This is a genomic window from Clostridium cellulovorans 743B (genome assembly GCF_000145275.1).
GTDB classification, from domain to species: domain Bacteria; phylum Bacillota; class Clostridia; order Clostridiales; family Clostridiaceae; genus Clostridium_K; species Clostridium_K cellulovorans.
Genome location: NC_014393.1, coordinates 427,720 through 450,612 on the forward strand (window position 1 = coordinate 427,720; position 22,893 = coordinate 450,612).

The following is a 22,893-nucleotide window of genomic DNA, read 5'->3' on the forward strand; positions in this document are numbered from 1 at the left end:
ATAGGTATAGTTATGAATTTTGTACTAAATACTGAATAATTTAGCTATTCTATAACTATATTACCATAAAAACTGGCAACTGTTTCATTTGAAATCATAGCAAGTTTTTTTCATTTATATAAATATAAATTCCAATAATGTTTATACGTTAAATTCATATACTATTGATAAAATCAATGTATATTTTTAACGGGAATATCTATATATTTAATTAGGTTACCAGTTTGATATATAAGTCCTTTTTCAATGAGAAGATTGTATCTTCTTCAAGAAAGGTTTACACGTATTTTCTTTATCTTGTAAGCAATTCTTCTTTAATTCCCCTAACCTTATCTAAGGTCTCCTTTAGGCTGTCAAAATCCTCTTCTTCTATATATTTTTTTAATAATTCTATATTAGATATAAATTTTGATATTTCCGTTAGTACAGGTTCCTTATTTTCAATAAAGAGCTCACTCCAAAGTTTGCCGTTGATATTTGCAATTCTTGTACAATCTTTAAAAGCACCAGCAGTAAAAGTTAGAGTCATATCAGCAGGAGGATTCATGCAGAGTGCAGCAGCTGATACATGCATTAGATGGCTTGTATATGCAATTATTTCATCGTGTTTTTTGGGAGAAACTTCCTCGATTCTCTTGCAGCCAATATACTTCGCTATTTCATGAACTAATGCAATTGATGATGGAGTAGATTTTCTCGATGGAGTTATAAGGAAACCAGCGCCTTGAAATAGATTAATATCTGCGCTTTCAAAGCCATCGAATTCTCTGCCAGCCATAGGGTGACCGCCGACGAATTCCATATCATCTGTAAGTAAGGCTTCCATCTTACTTACTATAGCTTCCTTGATGCCTCCAACATCCGTAATAATTACGTTCTTTTTAAAGTATTTTATATTGTCGTTAATAAATGCTATCATTGGGTCAGGATAAATACAGATTATTATTAAATCTGCTTTAGGTATGATTTGAGAAGGGTCTGTGGATGCAAAATCTACTGCATCTTCTTCCATAGCTGCTTTGCACACATCTTCTCTTATATCAATACCAAGACGTGTGCAGTTTTTAAAACCCTTAAGCGCTAAGGCTGTTGAGCCTCCAATCAATCCCAAACCTACTATGGCAATAGTAAAGTCACCGTCAGACATTTTAATACCTCCAAATTATAGCTCTCTTCCAACGCTTTCTGCTATTGGTTTGATTCTATTCATTAAATCTTGGAATTGCTCAGGTGTTAATGATTGTGGACCATCACATTTTGCATTAGCAGGATCATTATGAACCTCAACTATTAATCCGTCGGCACCCGCTGCAATTGCTGCTAGAGAAAGCGGTAATACCATTTCACGTCTTCCAGCTGCATGAGATGGATCAACGATTATTGGTAGATGACTTAACTTTTTGATTGCTGGGATAGCACTTATATCTAAAGTATTTCTTGTGTAAGTTTCGTAAGTTCTAATACCTCTTTCACAAAGTATTACATTTTCATTTCCTGATGCCATGATGTATTCTGCAGACATCAACCATTCTTCTATAGTATTTGCAAGACCTCTCTTTAGAAGAATAGGCTTTGACATTTTTCCAACTTCCTTTAGTAAATCGAAGTTTTGCATATTTCTAGCACCAACTTGAACTACGTCAACAGCTTCTTCGAAAATCTCAACGTATTTTGGCGACATTATTTCTGTAACTATTGGAAGTCCAGTATTTGCTCTAGCTACTTTAAGAAGCTCTAAACCTTCATCTTCAAGTCCTTGGAATGCGTAAGGTGAAGTTCTTGGTTTGAAAGCACCACCTCTTAATAAACCTGCTCCACTATTTTTTACGCTATTAGCTACAGATGTTATTTGTTCAGGTGTTTCAACCGAGCATGGACCTGCAATTATTGCTAACTTGTTGCCACCAATTTGTCTACCACAAATATCAACTATGGTATCATTTGGATGGAATTTTCTGTTTGCCTTTTTGTAAGGTTCTTGAACACGCATAACCTTTTCTACCTCTGGGAATAACTCAACTCTTTCTTGATCAATTTTACTTGTATCACCAAGAATTCCTAATACATAACCAGTTACTCCTTCTGTTATTGCTACGTTTACCCCAAGTTTTTTTAAGTTTTCTGCAAGAACAAGCATTTGTTCTCTTGAAGTTTGTGGTTTTAATACTACTACCATTTTAAAAGCCCCCTTTTGTATTGTTGTTTTTGAGTTTAATTTTTATATAGGAAAATTGTTATATAAAAATATTTATATATATAAAAAGAGAACTCGTAGGTTAACGAGTCCTCTTGAAATATCTTTTACATATCTATTTTAAATTGCTATAAAAAGGAAACTGGACTTTCTACGAAGCAACCGACTCATTAAAAGCTATATTAAATTTTCTACAGTAAAAATAACCTGCGCTAAAATAAAAGCCCAAGCTAAAATAATAATATTCAACTGTAGAAACTATAGTTTTTATGATTGCTTTCATAATTAGGTCTCCTTTTACAAGATTTTCATTCGATTGATCAAATGATTATTTTAAGTACATAATAACACAAAATTAGAAAAAGTCAATAAATTTATCATTGACAAAAGTGTGATAATTCTTCATATCTATGGCAACATTGTCTCCGATCATACTTCCTTTTGGTAATGAAGAAGTACGGACACTTATTGTCTCTCCATTTACTAAGGATAAAAGACCATAATATTCATTTAATTCTAATATTTTTGCTATCAAAATAAATCTCCTCTCTTATAGTTTCTTATTATTTTTGACTAAAGAAGGAGATTTATTCTTATAATTAATTTATATAAATAATCTATACAGATTTATTTATATAAATCTGTATAGACTATATTAAAAACTTCACGAGTCTCTAAAATTCTGTCTTTTAGTAATGATTTTTTTGTTAGTAGCTCCTTATGACCCAGGTTCGTTAAGGAATAGATCTTTTGGGTTTTCTTTTTTGGATTATCCCATTCGCCAACTATCCAACCACTTTTTTCCATGTTTTTTAGCAAAGGATATATACCACCAGTGCTAGGAGTCCATAGCCCATTTGTACGGTCGCTAATTTTATGTGCTATATCATTTCCGTTGGTGGCTCCAAGGCTAAGTATAAACATAACGTAGATAGGAAGGAGACCTTTTGTAAAGATTTGACCTACAGCTTTTTCTTCTTTTTCTGTCTTTTTTAGCTCAGCAAGTTTTGCTTTATATTCTTCAAAAAGTCTCTTTTCTTCTAATTTTATATCCTTTTTAGATAAATTACTTGGCAATTTTTTTATTCTCTCATATAAACAAATGCAAATAGTGTAGGGCCTGAATGGACACCAGCTACAGCACTAAGGGTTCCAAGTTCGATTGAAGTTAAGTTAGGATGATCTTTGAAGGCATCATATAATTTTTGTGCTGATTCTGGGACATTTGCATGCATAACCATGATTCTACATTTATGATTATTTAATTGTTCTAATCCAAAATTAACCAGTTTATTAAAGGCTTGTTTTGAGCCTCTAACTTTATCTACTGTATAGTATTTTCCCTCTTCATCCATAGAAACTATAGGTTTTAAGTTAAGCAGTTGTCCTAAAGAACCTGATATTCTACCGATTCTACCACCTTTAATTAAGTGTTCCAAGGAATCAACTGTAAAATATAGCTCCATGTTTTCTCTAAGCTTAGGAATTTCAGAAGTGATTTCTTTAAAACTTTTTCCCTCTGCTATCATATCACCAACTTTTGTTAATAAAAATCCTACAGCACGTGATAATGCTCTTGAGTCAAAAACAAAAGTCTCTATCTCATCGTAGCCATCTGCAACTAATCTAAAGTTATTCATTGTTCCAGATAAACCAGAAGATATTGGAATAACAATAGCATGAGTGTAATTTTCAGCTATTACTTCTTTAAATAAGTTATCTATTTCTCCTAGAGTTGGAGTTGAGGTGGTAGGAATTTCCTTATCAAGTCTTGCATAAATTTCTTCAGGAGTAATGTCTATTCCATCAGTATATTCACGGTCTGAATATTTAACCTTTAATCTTGCAACCTTTATATTGTATTTATCTATCTCAGCTTTAGGTAAGTCACATGTACTATCTGTGATTATCGCTATTTTTTCCAAACGATACGCCTCCTTAAGTAAAATTATTAATGTCTATAACTTCTTTATAAATTATTTATTTTAAGTGAAAAATCTTCTATTTAGATTATATCACAAGTGCTAATATTATCAATATTGATAATGTTGATATGATATCAGTACTGATAATATATTGCTCATACTATTTTTATTATCTACTAAATATTAAAAGCACATACGTATCCTAAATTAATTTATTGTGTACGTAATTTTATTACTGAAAGCATATAAAAAGTCTTATGGATATATTGAAAAGCCTATCCATCCATGAAATTTTTTACAGGTACTTTTTAAACTATAAAGTTCAAATTATATAATATCAGCAATAACTTGATTTATATAGTAATATATTGCGAGAAAGTAATATATGATAGATATAGGGGGATAAAATCTTAAATCAAAATACTGTTTCAAATAATTTACAATATACCGATACTTTGGTAGAATATAGTTAAAAATGATGTTTAATTTTAGGGAAAACTATTTATTAAAATGGGGGGTAACAAGATGAAGGCTATAGTAATGGCCGGTGGAGAAGGCACAAGACTTAGACCACTTACCTGTAATATCCCAAAGCCAATGATGCCTATTTTGGGAAAACCTGTTATGGAGTATGCCATAGAAAACTTAAGAAAAATAGGTATTACTCAAATAGGAGTAACACTTCAGTATTTACCTGATGAAGTAATAAACTATTTTGGTGACGGAAAAGAGTTTGGAGTAAATATACAATATTTTATTGAGGAAACCCCTTTAGGAACAGCAGGAAGTGTTAAAAACGCAGAGAGCTTTTTAGATGAGACGTTTGTTGTTATAAGTGGTGACGCCCTAACGGATATACATCTGGAAAAGGCTATTAAATATCATAAAGAAAAAGAAGCGATGGCGACTATGATTTTAAAAGAGGTCTCAGTGCCATTAGAATATGGGGTAGTTGTAACTGATAAAGACGGAAAAGTAAACGGTTTTCTTGAAAAACCAAGTTGGAGCGAACTTTTCAGTGACAAGGCTAATACCGGAATATATATACTAGAGCCAGAAATATTTAGCTTCTATGAACAAAATCAAAAGTTTGATTTTTCTAATGATTTGTTTCCGATTATGTTAAAGGAAAATAAGCCACTCATGGGTTATGTGGCAGATGGTTATTGGTGTGATATCGGAAGTATAGAACAATATATGAAATGTAGTTATGATATACTCAGTGGTCTGGTAGACGTAGATATAAATGCAGTTGAGGTAGAAGATGGTGTATGGGTAGGGAAAGATTGTACTATTAGTCCAAAGGCAACAATCACTCCTCCGGTATACATAGGGAATAAGTGTAGGATATACGAAGGAAGTAAAATAGGACCATTTAGCATTATAGGTAAAAATAATATTATATCTTCCAACTGCAACATAAAGAGAAGTATAATGTTTGACAACTGTTATATAGGCACAAGGGTTGAACTTAAAGGAACTGTGCTTTGTAATAAGGTTCAGATGGAGTCTAGAGCTGCTGCTTTTGAAGAAAGCTCTATTGGTGATGAAACTTTAGTATGTTCAAAGGCAACGATAAAACCAGGAGTAAAAATCTGGCCTGAAAAGGTCGTAGAGAGTGGAAGTATAATTAAGAGTAATCTTATATGGGGTGGAAAACATACGAAATCCATTTTTGGCAAACAAGGAGTTGTAGGAGAGGTAAATGTTGATATAACTCCTGAGTTTGTAGCTAAGCTTGGATCAGCGTATGGATCAAATTTAAGTCACGGTGCTAAAGTGGCTATAAGTTGTAATGATTATGGAGCTTCACAGATGTTTAAGTATGCATTAGCAACAGGATTGCTTTCAATGGGAATAGAGATTTTTGACTTAAAGAGGGTTACTACTTCCATGGCAAGACATACGGCACATCTATTTGGTGCTGATGGTGCTATTCATGTGATGCAAGATAGAGAAGATGCTCAGAAAGTAACCATTCAGTTTATGGACGAGAATGGAGTAAATATAAGTTCTAGTATGGAAAGAAAAATAGAAGGAACCCTTTTAAGGGAAGATTTTAGAAGAGTTAAAGCAGATGAACTTAGAAGAATAGATCATTATGAAGATTGTATTGAATATTATATACGACATATAATCAATAGTTTAGATGATAAGCTTGTTATGGAAAAGAAGTACAACTTAGTAATAAGTGTACGTGAAAAATACGTGGCTAAGGCTGTTTTCAAGATATGTGAAACATTGAAGATAGGAATTAAGGAATATGATACTCCAAAGGATATAAAAGGTCTTGCAAGAGAAGTTGTAAATAGTGGAGCTAATATGGGAATTTATTTTTCTGATGATGGAGAAGAGGCTGTAATTATCGATGAGAAAGGAACAATAATAAGAAATTCCATATACGAAGCACTGAAGGCATATATATTGCTAAAAAGAAGTAACTTGAAAGTCTATGCGACACCTGTTAGTAGTTCTATGGCTCTTGAAAAGATAGCAGAGATGTGTGAGTCAAAGCTTGTAAGAACTAAGACTTCTCAGAAGGATGTGTTTAATGGATTTTTATCAGGTATTTCAGAGGGAGGAGTAAGTAAAGAAGAGATTCTTCGTTGGTATTTGATGAGTTTAGATTCCATATGTATGTTTGCATTAACTTTAAATCATTTAGCAAAATACAATACAACTGTTAGTGCTTTAATCAGTTTGATACCTAGGTATAACTCTAAAAAGGCGGAAACCTTATGTCCTTGGAATAAAAAAGGTAAGGTCATGAGGAGTCTCATAGAGCAGCATGAAATAGCTAGTATTGACTTAATTGAAGGTATAAAGCTAAATTATAAGAATACTTGGGCCTTAGTACTTCCGGATAAGGAAGAACCCCTTTGTAGGATATATGCAGAATCTGAAAGTAAAGAGAAGGTCGATGAAATAATAGCAGATCTTACAAGAAAGATAGAAAATATAGTGTATAATTAATAAGGTGAGCTTTGATTATTTCTATAATAAGAAAAGGGCTCACCTTTTCTTATTATAGATGTCACTAAGGTGATTATAATCAAAGATAATAAATTATTTATAGATCTACATATTTTTTTATTTAAGCAATAAAGGATAGGGTGAATTGTGTGAATTTTAAAAATATTTTGTTATATTTGCGTAATTATCTGTAGAGTATTGATAATAAAGCTTTTATAGCAAATGTGATAAATTTACAAAGTTTATAACTAAATCTTAACGAAATTTGCATGATAATTTAGAAAAACGGAGATAGAAAAACCACTAGCTTTTTAATAGCCTTTTCTCAAATTGCTTTAAAAATTGTCATGATATAAAATAATTATTATTAATAAATATAAATAATTTACTAGGGGGAATTCCCGTGCTATATGTAGTTAAACGAGATGGAAGAAAAGTTAAATTCAACAGTGATAAAATCACAAAAGCTATTAAAAGATCATCTGAGGAACTAGGTTATGATCTTAAAGAAAGCGAGGCAATAGACTTAACTCAAGGAATAATTACTTCTATTGAGGAAGAAGACTTAGAAGAAGTTACTGTTGAACAAATACAGAACTTTGTGGAGAAGGTTTTAACAGAAAAAGGCTATACGAATATTAGTAAATCTTATTCAGCCTACAGAAACGAAAGAACAAGAGTAAGAGAACTTAAGTCAGACCTTATGAAGGCAATACAGCTTATAGGAGTGGAAACTGACAGAGATAATGCAAACGTAGGTAATAATTTTAGTTCAAAGCTTTTAAGAATAGCTAGTGAATCGAATAAGTGGCATAACTTATCATCAATGCCAAAACAGTTAGCCAAAGCTCATGAAAATGGAGATGTATATTATCACGATTTAGATAGTTATAATCTAACAGTTAATTGTCTTCACATTCCAACAAAAGAAGTATTAACAAGAGGATTTAATACAGGTTACGGATACATAAGGGTTCCAAAGAGAATCGAGTCAGCTGCAGAGTTATCTTGTATACTTCTTCAATCAACACAGAATGATATGTTTGGTGGTCAATCTCATCCAGATTTTGACAACGACATGTCTTGTTTTGTTGCGACTACCAGAGAACAAATAAGAATAGAACTTAGTGAATTAGGTATAACTGAAGAAAAAATAAATCAAGTTATAGAGAAAAAAGTTAAAAACGCTGTGGCACAGGCAATGCAAGGGGTTGTTTATAATCTTAATACAATGCATTCTAGGGCAGGAAGTCAAGTGCCATTTAGTTCAATAAATTTAGGAATTCCTCAAAGTGAAGATGCAGCATTGGTTTGCCAAGTTTTCCTTGAAGAGTATGATAAAGGTCTTGGTAATGGAGAACAGCCAATATTCCCGAACATAATTTTTAGAGTTAAAAATGGTGTTAATAGAGAGCCACAAGATCCATATTATTATTTGTTTAAGCTTGCATGCAAAGTGGCAGCTAAGAGAATGAACCCAACCTTTATGAATATAGATTCAGACTTTAACAAAGAATACTATGATAAAGGTTATCTTCCAGCTACTATGGGATGTAGGACATATTTAATGAGCAATATAAATGGTGAGCCTGGAACTAAGGGAAGAGGTAACATAGCGCCAACAACTATTAACTTACCAAGGATAGCAATACTTGCAAAGAAGGATGTAGATAAATTCTTTGAACTTCTAGAAAATAGACTACTTCTTGCAAGAGAAAGCTTACTTCATAGATATCAAGTCCTTAGAAACTTAAAGATTAAGGATTTACCATTCGTAGCAGGTCAAGGATTAATGAAGGGCGCTGAAGGCTTAGGACCTGATGATAGTATAGAACCTATTCTAAGACAAGGTTCTTGGGGTATTGGTTTTATAGGCCTTGCAGAAACTTTAGTTGCGCTAATTGGAAAACACCATGGAGAAACAGAAGAAGCAGGAGAACTAGGCTTTAAGATTATAAACTACATTAGAGAATTTGCAGATAAGTACAAAGAAGTAGATAAACTTAATTGGTCATGTTATGCTACACCAGCCGAAGGTCTTTCAGGTAAATTTATATTAAAAGATCAGCAAGTGTTTGGAAAAATAAAAGGTGTTACAGATAAAGAATATTATACAAATAGTTATCATGTACCAGTAGGATTTCCAGTATCTATAACAGATAAAATTAAGATAGAAGCACCGTATCATAAACTTTGCAATGGTGGACATATAAGTTATTTAGAATTAGATGATTATCCAGATGGAGAAACTATAGAAGATATAATAACTTATGCATATAAAAATACAAACATAAGTTATTTAGGAATAAATTTCCACATAAAATATTGTAGACATTGCGGTACCTATTTAAATTATGGACAACATAAATGTCCAAATTGTGGTAGCAATGATATACAAGGAATATCAAGGGTTACTGGATATTTAAGTCTTGATGAAAGATTTGGAGCAGGAAAAGTTGCAGAACGAAGAGATAGGCTCTCTCATGGAACAAGTGTAAGAACCTATGTAGAGTAATGTTTGGGAGGTTATAATGAACAAACTAAAAGTTGGAGGATTTCTAGATAATTCCTTGGTTAATGGAATAGGATTAAGATCTGTAATCTTTGTATCTGGTTGCACTCACGAATGTCAAGGATGTCATAATCAAGAACTTCAATGTTTTTCTTACGGAGAAGAGGTTACTATTGAAGAAATAATGGACAGAATTAAGAAAAATCTTGGTATTATTAGAGGGGTTACTCTTAGTGGTGGAGATCCAATGGAACAACCTCAAAATCTGATGCAATTAAGCAAAGAGATAAAAAAACTTAACCTAAATATCTGGTGTTATACCGGATATACCTACGAAGAAATCTTAAATGATCAGGATAAATCTGAATTATTAAAAGAGATAGATGTATTGGTGGATGGACCATTTATTTTAAAACTAAAGGATGAGGGATTAAAATACAAGGGTTCTAGCAATCAAAGAATTATTGATGTAAAGAAATCTATTGAACAAGATAAAGTAGTATTACTAGATATATAATTACAAACTTAAGGCATCTATGAATATTAGGTGCTTTAAGTTTATTTTAGCTTAACATGCAAAAGATTGGTAATGTATAGAATTTTAAATTAAGTATTGCTTCAATCATAATATTTATCAATGGAAATTTTGTAAAATTATCAGCAATAGCAAAAAAGTTTTCTTTATTACTAGCTATTTTAAGACAAGGAATTTGAGAATTAAGAGAAGATATGAGAATATTAGAAAACAATTTGTTATTTTCTATAAAACCTTGAAAGCTAATAAATATTGAAAGATAAAAATATAAAATGTAAAATATCTCCAATAGCTTTTGAAATTGGAGGAGATTATGCATTTTCATACTAATTCGAAAGAATCTATACCTAGTGACAACATTTATAGAAATGAAACCTACGAAAATATATTTAAACTAATAGAAAAGAAAAACCATAGGATTAGAAGAGTTGGGTTAGGTACTCTTTCATTCTTTCTAATTGCTTTTGCAATAGCATTTATTATCAGCGTACAGGGGAAGCCATCTATAGGTGATAATATTTTTATTAAGTTAGGAATAAAAACTTGGTCACGAGTTAATTGGGGATTTCATTATCCTGTATTAGTTTCACTTTTTTTTAGTTATCTAGCCTTATATTTAAGTGAGAAATATTATTATCAGATTGGAGGTAAATTAGCAAGAATGCTTTCAAGAGTATATTCTATTTTACTAACGTCTATTATTATGGTATATATCTATATATAGTTCTAATTGAGTTTTTCGAATGGAGAAGATAATTATGGATGAAAATTTTCAATGCCAGTGTAATGAAGTGCATTCTGAGTGTGTAGAATGTGTAAAGTCTACTATGTTAGAAGAAAAAAAGTTTATTAATCTCTCAGAATTGTTTAAAATGTTCGCTGACCCTACTAGGCTTAAAATAATATATGCTCTTTTAAAAAAAGAACTTTGTGTTTGTGATATTGCAGAGGTTATAGAGATGAGTCAGTCATCAGTGTCGCATCAACTAAGAGTTTTAAAAGCCTTAAAACTTGTAAAGTATAGAAAAGAAGGCAAAGTAGTGTATTATTCTCTAGATGATGAGCATGTTAATAATATCTTCAATTTTGGGTTAAGTCATATAGAGCACCAATAAAAGTTTTAGAGTTTCTATGTCTGAAATAACCTACAAATATGATGCAATGTTGAATTTATGGATTTTATTTATACATAAGTTCAATTTTATGGTAAAATATATATAGTTATTTCATAACTCACCACACTTTTCACTATAGAATAAAGTTTTACATGTAGTTCTATCTTTGAATCTTATACAGAATAATTTAAAATAATAACCCTGTTAAGCGAAGTTAGCGGTGAAGTTATTTCAAAGTAATTAGTTAAAAGTTTTTCGCCATTTTTCATTTTAGAGATAAAAGGATCTAAACCTTCTAGTGGGTAGGAAATAGAATCTGTTTTATATGCCATAGGAAATATGACCTTTGGCTTTAAAGCTATACATAAGTTATGTGCTTCTGTGGGCCCTATAGTGAAGTTTCCGCCAGTAGGGATCATAAGAACATCAACATCACCGATAAAATCTAGAAATTCTAAAGAAAGTTCATGACCCAGATCACCTAAATGACATAAACGATAACCGTCTGATTCGTAGGTGAAAATTATATTCTTACCACGTCTAGCACCTTTTACATTATCATGGTATGAAATTATTCCTTTTATCAAAAAATCTTTTGTTGCATGATAATCAGCAGTATCTATGACTAATGGTTTGTTAATCAAGTTTTTTAGATAGGAATGATTAGGATGGTGATGACTTATTGTCACAACGTCAAAGGGCAAGTTATAAAGTTCTTTATGATAGAAATCATTATATGGATCTATGAGTATACGTGAATGGTTATTGCTTTCCAAAATAAATGATGATTCACCGAGAAAGTATATTTTCATAGTTAACTCCTTTCATGACAAGATAAATTAGTGTATATAGTATTCCTTGAATAGTAATAAAATATAACATAAAATATAAGCATTAGGTATTTGAAGGGTGGGATAGTATTGTATAAAGCAAGAAAAGGAAATTTATTGATGTTAATAATAGCTGTAATGGGTATATTAGGATCACTTTTAATAGCAGTTGTTGGAAAGTTAGCTCCACAAATCTTAAGTTTTTTAAGAAGTGATATCGGTACTATAGTACTTTTAGGGATTACAGATTTTGTGTTTTTAGGAGTTCCTATAGGGGCATATATCCTTTTTAAAAGAAGACCATTAAAGGAAATTTTCAGATTTAATAAGCTAAGTGTTATAGATGCTATGTTAGTTGCTGCTTCAGCAATACTCTTCTTACCTACAGTTTCTATTTTAGGAACTATAACTTCGATATTTTCTAATAATGATGTAGGTGAGATGGTTACAAGTATATCTTCAATGCCAACCTTAGTGATGTTATTTTCTGTTGCTGTATTACCAGCAATTTTTGAAGAATTAGCATTAAGAGGAATAGCTTTATCAGAATATAGAAATAAATCAATAGTTACTGCAGTACTAATGAATGGATTATTATTTTCACTATTTCATTTAAATATACAACAATCATTATATACCTTTGCTATGGGTGCGATTATGGCATTGATCGTAATATATACTGATTCAATTTTTTCATCTATGGTATTTCACTTTGTTGTTAATGGAATAAATGTTATTATGGCAAAGATAAGTATATTTATTTTAGAACATACAGATCCTTCTATGATGGACAGTACAAATGCAAAGGTGGAAACTAATGCTGCAACGATAATATCATTTGCTTTCTTTGGAATAATAGCCATGTCTTTTCTAGTAGGAGGAATACTTGTTGTAATTCTTATAAGAAATAGGAATAGAGATAAATGGGTTGGAAAATATCCACCTTTTAGAATGAAACCAGCTAACAAGTGGTTCAAGAAAGATGCTGATTTGGATAAAAAGTCTTTGAATAGTACTGATGAGCAATCAGATAAGGAATATAGAAGAGTCTTTAGAAGACAAAAGAGAGCTCAAAGGATAGTGGATGTTACGCTAATTTTAAATATAGTTATTTACATAGCATATACCTTGATTATGACTGAGCAGATAACATTATAAATATTTGACAACTTATCTACCGTGATATATAATCTTTAAAGAATAGTTGGAAATACAAAGAAAAGGATAAGTACTTAGTTTAGTCACTTTTAGAGAGTGAGGGTATGGTGCAACCTCATAGGAATAGCTAGGAAAAATCACCTTGGAGTTGAGAACTGAATTTTTAGTAGGTTTCTTCGTTATTCTACGTTACAGAATAGGATATGTCAGTATCTGAAATTTTAACCATAGGTGGTTTGCGAATATTACTTCGTCCTATTTAGGACGAAGTTTTTTTAATCTATAGAATGATTAAATCACAATAACATTATTTATAAATATAGAAATTTCAGTGCTTTAAATATGATTGTAGTATAATAGATAGCTATGAATCATTAGTTGAAATACTTTCTGTGATAATGTTAAAATAGGTTCCTAATAAAATAAGTAAATGTTTTAGAAAAATATTGGGTATTATTTGTATAGGGTTTTAAATTGAATTTTTAGATTAGGCATTGATTTCGCATAATAAGATTATTAAAGAGTATCAATGTTTAATTTTAGAACTTCGATAATATATATGTTCCACTAAATTTTAAATAAGAAACTCTATGTAAGAAGAGATAAAAAGTTATATAAAAAAGCTTTGAAGGGAGAGAAAGCAATGTACAAGAGAGTCGATAGTTCAAAGAGCTTTGTGGATATCGAAAGAGATATGGCTCAGCTTTGGGAAGAAAAAAATATCATAAAAAAGAGCTTCGCTGCAAATGAGGATGGAGAATATTTTACTTTCTATGATGGTCCTCCAACAGCTAATGGTAAGCCACATGTAGGTCACGTATTAACTAGATCTATTAAGGATTTAATTCCTAGATATAAAGTTATGAAGGGATATAAAGTAATAAGAAAAGCAGGTTGGGACACTCATGGACTTCCTGTTGAACTAGAAATCGAGAAAAAACTTGGTATTTCAGGAAAATCAGATATAGAAAAGCATGGCGTAGAAGATTTTGTTAAGCTATGTAAGGAAAGTGTTTTTACATACGTTAAAATGTGGGAAGAAATGTCTACTAAAATAGGTTACTGGGTTGATATGGAAAACCCATATGTAACTTACCATAATAGTTATATAGAATCTGTTTGGTGGGCACTAAGACAGATGTGGGATAAAGAATTATTATATAAAGGACACAAGGTAATGCCTTACTGTCCAAGATGTGGAACTTCATTATCTTCTCACGAAGTTGCACAAGGTTATAAAGATGTTAAGGATTTAACTGCTTTCGTTAAGTTTAAGGTTAAAGGGGAAGAAAACAAATACATTTTAGCTTGGACTACTACTCCTTGGACTTTACCATCAAACGTAGCTTTAGCAATTAACAAAACTTATACATATGTTGAAGTAAAACAAAATGATGAAATATATATTTTAGCAAAAGATCTTTTATCAATATTAAAAGATGAATACGAAGTAGTTAAAGAATTTAAAGGTGAAGAATTATTAGGTACTGAGTATGAACAACTTTTACCATTCTATACACCAGAAGAAAAAGCATTCTTTGTAATTCATGGGGATTTCGTAACGTTAAGTGACGGTACTGGAATAGTTCATATTGCACCTGCTTATGGTGAGGATGATAATATAGTTGCAAAGCAAAATAATCTTCCAACTATAAATCTTGTTACTGCTGATGGAAAGTTCCTTCCAGAAGTAACACCATTTCAAGATAAATTCGTTAAGAACTGTGATGCAGATATAGTTAAATATTTAGAAGAGAGAAATCAACTTCTAAAAGCTGAAAAGCATGTTCACTCATATCCTCATTGCTGGAGATGTGATACACCACTTTTATACTATCCAAAGGCTAGTTGGTTTATAAAGACTAGTTCATTAAGAGATAAACTTCTTGAGAACAACGATAAAATCAATTGGTATCCAGATAACATAAGAACAGGAAGAATGGGTAAATTCCTTGAAAACAATATTGACTGGGCTCTTTCAAGAGATAGATATTGGGGAACACCACTCCCAATTTGGGAATGTGAATGTGGCCACAGACATCTTATCGGTAGCATAGATGAATTAAAAACAAAAGGAATAGATGTACCAGAAGATATCGAGCTTCATAAGCCGTATATAGATAAGGTTCAAATAACTTGTGATAAGTGTGGCAGTGCTATGACAAGAGTAGCAGAGGTTATAGATTGTTGGTTTGACTCAGGTTCAATGCCGTTTGCACAATTACACTATCCATTTGAAAACAAAGAATTATTTGAACAAAACTTCCCAGCTCAGTTTATTTCTGAAGCAGTGGATCAAACAAGAGGATGGTTCTATACATTATCTGCAATATCAACATTGATTTTTGACAGAAATGCTTTTGAAAATTGTATAGTTTTAGGCCACGTACTAGATAAAAAAGGTCTTAAGATGTCTAAATCAAAAGGAAATGTTGTTGCACCTAATGATGTATTAGATACAGTAGGAGCAGATGCTACAAGATGGCATTTCTATACTTCAAGTGCACCATGGCTTCCAACTAGATTCTCAAAAGAAGACGTTGCAGAAACTCAAAGAAAGTTCCTAAGTACTTTATGGAATGTATATTCCTTCTATGTGTTATATGCAGATTTAGATAATTTTGATGCTACTAAGTACGAAAGCCATAAATCAGATAATGTTATGGATAAGTGGATTCTTTCAAAATTAAATACTCTAATCAAGAGTGTAGAAGATCACTTAGATGGCTACAGATTAACTCAAGCTGCTTTAGAACTTGAAAACTTTGTTGATGAGCTTTCAAACTGGTATGTAAGAAGAAACAGAGCAAGATACTGGACTACTGAACTTACAGAGGATAAGATAGGTGCCTATACAACTTTATATAAAGTTCTAGTAACTTTATCAAAGATATCAGCTCCATTTGTTCCATTTATGACAGAACAAATCTATCAAAGCTTAGTAGTATCTTTAGACAGTAATGCAGTAGAAAGTGTTCACTTATGTATATGGCCAGAATATGATGCAACTGCTATAAATCCAGAATTAGAAAGAGAAATGGATTTAGCTTATACAATAGTTAAGTTAGGAAGAAGTGCAAGAAATAGTGCTAACATAAAGAACAGACAGCCATTATCGGAAATGCTTGTTTCAACTAAGTCTCTTCCAAACTATTATGGTGATATAGTTAAAGAAGAACTTAACATAAAGCAAATAGAATTTGGAGCTGATTTATCAAAATATGTTTCCTTTGAAATAAAACCTAACTTACCTATACTTGGTAAAGCATATGGTAAGTTAATACCAGAAATCAGAAAAGAAATCGCAGCTAGAAACCAAATGGATCTTGCTCAAACTATCAGTGCAGGTAAAGCAGTTACAATAACTGTTGGTGGCACAGATCTTGAATTAAACAAGGAAAATCTTCTTGTAACAATGCAAGGGCTAGAAGGATTTGCTTTCGCTGGAGAAGGGGATACTGGTGTAGTTTTAGAAACAACAATAACAGAAGAACTTCGTGAAGAAGGATTCGTAAGAGAAATATTATCAAAAATCCAAACTATGAGAAAAGAAAGCGGTTTTGAAGTTGCAGATAAGATTAACCTTTATGTAGCAAACAACTCAATGCTTGAAGAAATAGTGAAGAAATTTGCTAGTGATATTATGAAGGAAACTCTAACAGTTAACATATTCTACGGAGAAGCTAGAGAGTATGTAAACAACAAAATAAATGGTGAAGAATTAAATATCGCTGTTGAGGTTGTAAAATAATCTTAACTATAGTGTTTTATTTGAAGGTGATTCCTGTAATGTACAGGGGTCATCTTTTTTATATTTATTAACTCGTTCAACTATCTAGATTTCGTACAAATATTTTATAGTAATTTCTTCAGAAGTTCTTTTTATAAAAATTTTCATACTGTCAATTTTCTTGCTAAGACTTTTACGTCTACATTTTAGGCTAATAACTATCCAGATTTAAAAGAGGCAATGGGTTATAATGCAGATGCATTATACGAATATTAGATTAATACTACAATAATAGAAGAACGTTGTGCTTCTCTAATGTTAGGTCTTAAATATTATGCAAATATCAATAGCAACTTAAAAAACACTTCTGGAACGAATTATTTAACAGACGGTTATGTTTAAGAAATAATTTGTGGATAATTACAAAAAATAATAGTTTTAAATCCATAAAAAAAGAGAAGATTTATGGATTTTTAGGTTCTTAACTTAAAAATAGCCATAAGTAACTTCTAAGAAATCATAGATGAAGAACATTAAAATTGTAAAGTTAAATACAGTAAATGATTACATTACATAAAATAATTTGCTAGTAAATACATAAATATGATATAATGAGTGGAAATTGTATTTAAGCATAAATAGGGATATAGTTAAGGATTATAATATCTTTTAGAAGTAAATAAAGGTTGAAAAACACCCCTAGAAATACATTAAAGGGTGTTTTTAGTTGTGAAATAATATATAGGGTATCTTTGAAGTATTGATTAAAAAGAAATACGCAGGAGGGAAGCTCATTGAATAAACTTTTTCAAAGTAAATTTATGTTCACAATATTGTTAGTACTAAGTACGATGGGAATTTTATTGGTGAATATAAGAAACTGTTTTAAGAATATTGGACTAAATAAAGGATCATTAATCCATACTGCAATGGGGAAGGGAATAATGTTCTTTTTAATATTTATAATTGCAAGTTCCATTGCTATTTTGATATTTTTATACAAACAAAAAAATGACAAAAATATCATTGTAAAAGGATTTATATCTATAGCAATGATTTTAGGAATGTGCATTTTATTTGTAAATCCACCATTTCAAGTACCAGATGAAGTTGCTCACTTTTTTAAGGCTTATGAAGTTTCTTTAGGAAGGCCTGTATCAATGGGAAGTGAGCATGGTAATGGATATTATGTACCTAAGAGTTTTATGAAATTATATTCCGATAGTAAGGTTGAGGAATTAATAAAAGGTAAGGATAGGCTAAACGTAAGTGACATAAAGGATTCTTGGAATGTTAACTTAGACAGTGATGATAAATTTTTCGCTTCATATGACAATGTAGCAACATATATGCCTTTACAATATATACCACAATCTATTGGTATATTAATAGGAAGGATTTTCAATCTTGGTCCACTAGTACTATTCTATTTGGCAAGACTGATGAATTTTTTAACTTACATAATATTAGCAGCTGTAGCAATTAAGTTGATTCCTGTGGGTAAGGAAATTTTGTTTTTAATAGCACTTATGCCCCAAAATATATCAGAGGTTGCCTCGTGTGCTCCTGATGCTTTAATAAATAGTCTTTGTATGGTTTTTATAGCCTTATGTTTATATTATTACAAGCGAGATAAGAAACTATCAAAAAAGGAAATGGCGTTACTCTTAATAATAGTTATGTGTGTTTCTTCTTTTAAAGTGGTTTATTTTCCTTTAGCATTATTAACTTTTTTACTAAAGGATAAATTTGAAAGTAAAAAATTTGCTTATAGTTATTTATGTGCAACGTTATTCTTGAGTATACTTATAAATCTTATTTGGATACCATACTCATCAGCAGAAATAGGCACTAATTTTGCAAATAATATGGGTAAAAGTGGCATAGATGTAGGTGCTCAGGTTAAGCAAGCAATAACTAATCCAATAAAATATATGTATATTTTATTTTCAACTATAGAATCAAACTTTAGTTTTTATATTAACTCAACAATAGGTATAATTGGTTGGCTAAATATGCCTATGCCTCAATATATAATAATTACATTTATGTTCTTAATGTTTATCAGTACAATCATAGAGAACGATATAGAAATAAAGGTGAATCAAAAAATAAGATATATTTTTATCGTTGTTTTTTTAATGATAATCTTGTTAATTTTCTCCTCGCTTTATGCCATTTGGACTCCAGTGGGAGCGGATATCATTGAAGGTGTACAAGGAAGATACTTCATTCCAATTATTGCATTGTTATTATTAAGTTTTAAAACGGACAGGCTTAAGATAAATGTTAATAAATTCAACTTATATATGATAGGCTTTGTTCTATTTTCTTGTATTATTATCATCACTAGCATAGTAGGAAAGTATTATGTTATTGCTTAAAAGTTGCAAACATCTTAAATAAGTAGGAGGAAGAAATATGGAAATTGCAGTGCTTATACCATGTTATAATGAAGAAATTACTATTGGGAAAGTCGTAGAGGATTTTAAAAGAGAATTACCACAGGCTAAAATATATGTTTATGATAACAACTCAAAGGATAGAACTTCAGAGATTGCCGCAGCAAAGGGTGCTATAGTAGTAAAAGAAACACGACAAGGCAAAGGTAATGTTGTTAGAAGCATGTTTAGGGATATAGAGGCAGATGTATATATTATGGTAGATGGGGATGATACTTATCCTGCAGAATTTGTACATAAGCTTATAAAACCTGTTATGGATGATGAAGCAGATATGGTTATTGGGGATAGACTTTCTAATGGAACCTATAAAAGCGAGAACAAGAGACCGTTCCATAACTTTGGTAACAAATTAGTTAAAAGCTTAATAGGCTGGACTTTTAAAAATGAAATAAATGATATTATGACAGGGTACAGAGCTTTTAATAGGTTCTTTGTTAAAACAATGCCAGTTTTAAGCTCTGGTTTCGAAATTGAAACAGAAATGAGCATACATTCGTTGGATAAGAGATTTAGGTTAACAGAAATTCCCATAGATTATAGAGATAGACCAGAAGGAAGTGATTCAAAGTTAAATACCTACAGAGATGGTTATAGAGTTATTAAAGTAATATTCTCATTATTTAAAGATTATAAGCCATTAGCATTTTTCTCAATATTATCTATTTTGTTTTTATTACTAGGTATTATTATAGGAACTCCTGTAATAGTGGAGTTTATAGAATCTAGCTATATAACAAAACTTCCTTCAGCAGTTTTGGCAGTAGGATTAGTTATAATTGCTATTTTATCTATGGCTTGCGGATTAATTCTAGATACAATATCAAAGAACAGCAAAAAGCAATATGAGCTACAATTGAATGATTATAAAAAAGAAGGAATACAACTGTAATGGAAAAAATGTACAAGTCCTTTAATCAAAATAAAATAGGTATATTAATAATAACTATTTCCGCAATATTTACGGCATTCGGACAATATTTCTGGAAAATATCTGATGGAAAAAGCTTATTGTTCTTATTTATTGGATTTACTCTATATGGATTAGGTGCAGTAACCATGATTTTAGCTTTTAAGCATGGAAGTTTTTCTGTAATACATCCTATGATGAGTTTAGGCTATGTTTTTGCTTTATTGATCGGTTATAGGTTGCTGAGTGAACATATAAGTTTAGGAAAAATTTTAGGTACAATTTTTATATTTATAGGCGTGGTTTTTATAGGTGTTGGAGATGAGTAATAGTATTTTTATAGGTTTATTATTAGTATTGACATTATTCGGATCATTAGGTGGTTTTTATTTTAAAAAAGCTACTGCTACGGATACACTGATAGCTTTAATAAAATGTCCATTCTTATATTTAGGTGGAGCTTTGTATGTTGTAGGAGCCTTGCTAAATATATATGTACTGAAATTTAGGCCATATTCAATGGTTCTACCATTGACTTCAATAACTTATATATGGAGTCTTATAATATCTAAGATATTTTTAAAAGAAAAAATCACGAGATATAAAATATTCGGAATTACTTTTATAATTATAGGCGCTATATTTATAGGGATGTTTTAGTTATAAGGTGATGATAAGGAAGCTTATTTGATTCTAAGTGTCCCCTATTTAATTATGCCATGTTTTATTGAGTAGGCATTGAAATTGAAGTTTAAAATCAAATTTCTTTGTATAATTTTGATAAAATCTTTAGCAAAAATCGTAATTTATTTAAAATCGATAATAATTATCATAAATATATAGTATAGAAGCATTTAATAATATATAATAAATAGTAAAAGAAACGTTTAAATTTCATAAATAATCGATAGGGGTGAAACCAATGGCTGCTTCAATCAAAGATGTGGCAAGAGAAGCCGGAGTATCAATAGCAACTGTTTCTAGAGTTCTTAATGATGTAGACGTAGTAAATGATGAAACAAAGAAAAAAGTTATGGATGCAATAAAAAAATTAGGATATAGACCAAACATAGTAGCAAGAAGCTTGAAGACTCAGAAGACTAAAACAATCGGTATAGTAATACCAGACATCTCAAGTGCATTCTATCCAGAGATAGTTAGAGGTGCTGAGGACGTAGCAAACATATACAATTATAATATAATATTATGTAATACAGATCTTGATTCAGAAAAAGAAAAAGAATACCTTAGAGTATTAAAAGAGAAAATGGTTGATGGAATAATCTATATGAGTAATTCCTTAGCAGATGAAATATTAGAACTTACTAGAGAATTAGATTTACCAACGGTCTTAGTGGAAACGACAGATTTAAACAAAACCTTCCCAAGCGTAACCATTGATAATATCAAGGCAGCGTATGATGCAACATCATACCTAATAAAGAAAGGTAATAAAAATATTGCATATTTTGGACCTCCACGCAACATTATAAACGCAAGTGCTTCTCGTTATAAGGGTTATGAAGAGGCATTAGTTGATAATGGTTTAGCGATTAATGAAAACCTTGTAGTAGCTGGTGGACTTAAGGCTAAGGATGCTGAGAACTATATAGAAAAGCTTGAAGAAAATAATGCTCTTAAAGATGTTGATGCTATATTCTGTAGTACCGATGAACTTGCAATGGGTGTAATCAATAATTTAAGAGAAAGAGGAATCAATGTTCCTAAGGATGTGGATATTGTAAGTTTTGATAATACTTATACTTCGTCTATCTTCTATCCAAAACTGACAACCATTAATCAACCAACTTATGATATGGGTTCTGTTGGTATGAGAATGCTTATAAAGATTATAAATAAAAAGCCTATTGATGTAACTCAATATGTATTGCCATATGAACTTATTGAAAGAGACTCATGTAAATAAGAAATGACTTAATTATGTTTCTAAACTGCCCCCTGTCTAATTGACAGGGGGCAGTTTTATCTTCGAGATGATTTTTAACTTGATTTTTGTTTTTCTAGAAAATCTTTTATGTCTTTATCTTCCTGAAGTAGTTCAAAAATTTTTTTCTTTGATTCATCGTGAGAAAGATTATTATTTTTAGCGTAGGTATCTACAGTCTTTTTATATAGATCATAAGCTTGCTGGACGATCTCAGAAGAGGTCTTTGAGTCAAAACCTAAGAGACTTTCAACTTTTTTTCCTAGCCTATTTTTATATATCCCAATCTTTATTTTATCTAGCATCACAACCTCCTATTGGATTTTTATAGAGTCCCTAGGCTAAGTCAAAATTTGTTTAAATCCAAGATAATTATTATCTAAGTGCAAAAAAATGACGTCAGTGAGGGACTCTTTATGTACTAGATATATCTAAATAACTATATTCTGTATACTTATAAATAATTCCAAAAAACTTTCAACAAAAAAGAACTGATTACTAGTAATTTAGTTTTAAGAAATAACCTTTTTTATAAAGAAGATTATAAGTTGATGAAGAATTTAATATAGATTTTCAGAGCAATTCCTGTAATGAGCAAGTATTA

20 protein-coding genes and 1 other annotated feature are annotated in these 22,893 nt (G+C 30.8%); of the genes, 12 read left to right on the top strand and 8 right to left on the bottom strand.

The features are described from left to right. Positions 1-292 precede the first annotated feature (292 nt). From CLOCEL_RS01805 to CLOCEL_RS01825, 6 genes are all read right to left on the bottom strand, one after another. A complete protein-coding gene (locus tag CLOCEL_RS01805; RefSeq protein ID WP_010075117.1) occupies positions 293-1,147 on the bottom strand; it encodes a prephenate dehydrogenase in 855 nt (284 codons plus the stop codon). 15 nt (positions 1,148-1,162) lie between these two features. After that, positions 1,163-2,176, bottom strand: a complete 1,014-nt coding sequence (gene aroF, locus CLOCEL_RS01810) for a 3-deoxy-7-phosphoheptulonate synthase (protein WP_010075116.1) — start codon at positions 2,174-2,176, stop codon at positions 1,163-1,165. A gap of 169 nt (positions 2,177-2,345) precedes the next feature. Then, positions 2,346-2,477, bottom strand: coding sequence for a hypothetical protein (locus tag CLOCEL_RS23625; protein WP_010075115.1), 132 nt, complete (start codon positions 2,475-2,477; stop codon positions 2,346-2,348). Positions 2,478-2,549: 72 nt separating this feature from the next. After that, positions 2,550-2,729, bottom strand: a complete 180-nt coding sequence (locus CLOCEL_RS01815; protein ID WP_010075114.1) for a hypothetical protein — start codon at positions 2,727-2,729, stop codon at positions 2,550-2,552. A 92-nt stretch (positions 2,730-2,821) separates the two neighbouring features. Continuing rightward, positions 2,822-3,271, bottom strand: coding sequence for a PadR family transcriptional regulator (locus CLOCEL_RS01820; protein ID WP_010075113.1), 450 nt, complete (start codon positions 3,269-3,271; stop codon positions 2,822-2,824). Between the two features lie 5 nt (positions 3,272-3,276). Continuing rightward, a complete protein-coding gene (locus CLOCEL_RS01825; RefSeq protein ID WP_010075112.1) occupies positions 3,277-4,119 on the bottom strand; it encodes a DegV family protein in 843 nt (280 codons plus the stop codon). A 525-nt stretch (positions 4,120-4,644) separates the two neighbouring features. On the opposite strand from CLOCEL_RS01825, the gene CLOCEL_RS01830 reads away from it, so the two are divergent. From CLOCEL_RS01830 to CLOCEL_RS01850, 5 genes are all read left to right on the top strand, one after another. Next, positions 4,645-7,092: a sugar phosphate nucleotidyltransferase gene (locus CLOCEL_RS01830; RefSeq protein WP_010075111.1), complete on the top strand. Its 2,448-nt coding sequence runs from the start codon at positions 4,645-4,647 to the stop codon at positions 7,090-7,092. A gap of 403 nt (positions 7,093-7,495) precedes the next feature. Next, positions 7,496-9,607, top strand: a complete 2,112-nt coding sequence (locus CLOCEL_RS01835; protein WP_010075110.1) for an anaerobic ribonucleoside triphosphate reductase — start codon at positions 7,496-7,498, stop codon at positions 9,605-9,607. A 16-nt stretch (positions 9,608-9,623) separates the two neighbouring features. Then, the gene (nrdG, locus tag CLOCEL_RS01840; RefSeq protein ID WP_010075109.1) at positions 9,624-10,121 is read left to right on the top strand and encodes an anaerobic ribonucleoside-triphosphate reductase activating protein; all 498 of its coding nucleotides are present in this window, start codon (positions 9,624-9,626) and stop codon (positions 10,119-10,121) included. Between the two features lie 331 nt (positions 10,122-10,452). Continuing rightward, on the top strand, positions 10,453-10,863 hold the full coding sequence (locus tag CLOCEL_RS01845; RefSeq protein ID WP_010075108.1) for a hypothetical protein: 411 nt from the start codon (positions 10,453-10,455) through the stop codon (positions 10,861-10,863). Positions 10,864-10,897: 34 nt separating this feature from the next. Continuing rightward, positions 10,898-11,254: an ArsR/SmtB family transcription factor gene (locus tag CLOCEL_RS01850; protein ID WP_010075107.1), complete on the top strand. Its 357-nt coding sequence runs from the start codon at positions 10,898-10,900 to the stop codon at positions 11,252-11,254. 173 nt (positions 11,255-11,427) lie between these two features. Here the strand turns inward: CLOCEL_RS01850 and CLOCEL_RS01855 are convergent, their stop codons facing one another. Further along, positions 11,428-12,066, bottom strand: coding sequence for an MBL fold metallo-hydrolase (locus tag CLOCEL_RS01855; protein WP_010075106.1), 639 nt, complete (start codon positions 12,064-12,066; stop codon positions 11,428-11,430). A gap of 108 nt (positions 12,067-12,174) precedes the next feature. Between CLOCEL_RS01855 and CLOCEL_RS01860 the strand changes: the two genes are divergently transcribed. The 7 genes from CLOCEL_RS01860 to CLOCEL_RS01890 all read left to right on the top strand — a co-directional run bounded on the left by CLOCEL_RS01860 (position 12,175) and on the right by CLOCEL_RS01890 (position 22,271). Then, complete coding sequence (locus CLOCEL_RS01860) at positions 12,175-13,242, top strand: CPBP family intramembrane glutamic endopeptidase (protein ID WP_010075105.1); 1,068 nt, start codon at positions 12,175-12,177, stop codon at positions 13,240-13,242. A 48-nt stretch (positions 13,243-13,290) separates the two neighbouring features. Continuing rightward, positions 13,291-13,503: a binding site (T-box leader), on the top strand. A gap of 382 nt (positions 13,504-13,885) precedes the next feature. Further along, positions 13,886-16,993, top strand: coding sequence for an isoleucine--tRNA ligase (gene ileS, locus CLOCEL_RS01865; RefSeq protein WP_010075104.1), 3,108 nt, complete (start codon positions 13,886-13,888; stop codon positions 16,991-16,993). A 773-nt stretch (positions 16,994-17,766) separates the two neighbouring features. Continuing rightward, on the top strand, positions 17,767-19,356 hold the full coding sequence (locus tag CLOCEL_RS01870; RefSeq protein WP_010075103.1) for a DUF2142 domain-containing protein: 1,590 nt from the start codon (positions 17,767-17,769) through the stop codon (positions 19,354-19,356). A gap of 37 nt (positions 19,357-19,393) precedes the next feature. Next, positions 19,394-20,326 carry a glycosyltransferase family 2 protein gene (locus tag CLOCEL_RS01875; RefSeq protein WP_010075102.1) on the top strand — a complete coding sequence of 311 codons (933 nt, stop codon included), beginning with the start codon at positions 19,394-19,396 and terminating at the stop codon, positions 20,324-20,326. After that, positions 20,326-20,673, top strand: a complete 348-nt coding sequence (locus CLOCEL_RS01880; protein ID WP_010075101.1) for an EamA family transporter — start codon at positions 20,326-20,328, stop codon at positions 20,671-20,673. Before CLOCEL_RS01875 ends, CLOCEL_RS01880 begins: the two co-directional genes overlap by 1 nt. Continuing rightward, positions 20,666-21,004, top strand: coding sequence for an EamA family transporter (locus tag CLOCEL_RS01885; RefSeq protein ID WP_010075100.1), 339 nt, complete (start codon positions 20,666-20,668; stop codon positions 21,002-21,004). Before CLOCEL_RS01880 ends, CLOCEL_RS01885 begins: the two co-directional genes overlap by 8 nt. 262 nt (positions 21,005-21,266) lie before the next feature. Continuing rightward, positions 21,267-22,271, top strand: coding sequence for a LacI family DNA-binding transcriptional regulator (locus CLOCEL_RS01890; protein WP_010075099.1), 1,005 nt, complete (start codon positions 21,267-21,269; stop codon positions 22,269-22,271). Positions 22,272-22,345: 74 nt separating this feature from the next. Here CLOCEL_RS01890 and CLOCEL_RS01895 read toward each other — a convergent pair whose 3' ends face one another. Further along, positions 22,346-22,594, bottom strand: coding sequence for a hypothetical protein (locus CLOCEL_RS01895; RefSeq protein WP_010075098.1), 249 nt, complete (start codon positions 22,592-22,594; stop codon positions 22,346-22,348). Positions 22,595-22,893 lie beyond the last annotated feature (299 nt).

What these genes read in the sequence shown, in the direction of transcription:
- CLOCEL_RS01805 (WP_010075117.1), bottom strand. Translation starts at nt 1,147, where the DNA reads ATGTCTGACGGTGACTTTACTATTGCCATAGTAGGTTTGGGATTGATT.
- aroF (WP_010075116.1), bottom strand. Translation starts at nt 2,176, where the DNA reads ATGGTAGTAGTATTAAAACCACAAACTTCAAGAGAACAAATGCTTGTT.
- CLOCEL_RS23625 (WP_010075115.1), bottom strand. Translation starts at nt 2,477, where the DNA reads ATGAAAGCAATCATAAAAACTATAGTTTCTACAGTTGAATATTATTAT.
- CLOCEL_RS01830 (WP_010075111.1), top strand. Translation starts at nt 4,645, where the DNA reads ATGAAGGCTATAGTAATGGCCGGTGGAGAAGGCACAAGACTTAGACCA.
- nrdG (WP_010075109.1), top strand. Translation starts at nt 9,624, where the DNA reads ATGAACAAACTAAAAGTTGGAGGATTTCTAGATAATTCCTTGGTTAAT.
- CLOCEL_RS01845 (WP_010075108.1), top strand. Translation starts at nt 10,453, where the DNA reads ATGCATTTTCATACTAATTCGAAAGAATCTATACCTAGTGACAACATT.
- CLOCEL_RS01850 (WP_010075107.1), top strand. Translation starts at nt 10,898, where the DNA reads ATGGATGAAAATTTTCAATGCCAGTGTAATGAAGTGCATTCTGAGTGT.
- CLOCEL_RS01855 (WP_010075106.1), bottom strand. Translation starts at nt 12,066, where the DNA reads ATGAAAATATACTTTCTCGGTGAATCATCATTTATTTTGGAAAGCAAT.
- ileS (WP_010075104.1), top strand. Translation starts at nt 13,886, where the DNA reads ATGTACAAGAGAGTCGATAGTTCAAAGAGCTTTGTGGATATCGAAAGA.
- CLOCEL_RS01875 (WP_010075102.1), top strand. Translation starts at nt 19,394, where the DNA reads ATGGAAATTGCAGTGCTTATACCATGTTATAATGAAGAAATTACTATT.
- CLOCEL_RS01880 (WP_010075101.1), top strand. Translation starts at nt 20,326, where the DNA reads ATGGAAAAAATGTACAAGTCCTTTAATCAAAATAAAATAGGTATATTA.
- CLOCEL_RS01885 (WP_010075100.1), top strand. Translation starts at nt 20,666, where the DNA reads ATGAGTAATAGTATTTTTATAGGTTTATTATTAGTATTGACATTATTC.
- CLOCEL_RS01890 (WP_010075099.1), top strand. Translation starts at nt 21,267, where the DNA reads ATGGCTGCTTCAATCAAAGATGTGGCAAGAGAAGCCGGAGTATCAATA.
- CLOCEL_RS01895 (WP_010075098.1), bottom strand. Translation starts at nt 22,594, where the DNA reads ATGCTAGATAAAATAAAGATTGGGATATATAAAAATAGGCTAGGAAAA.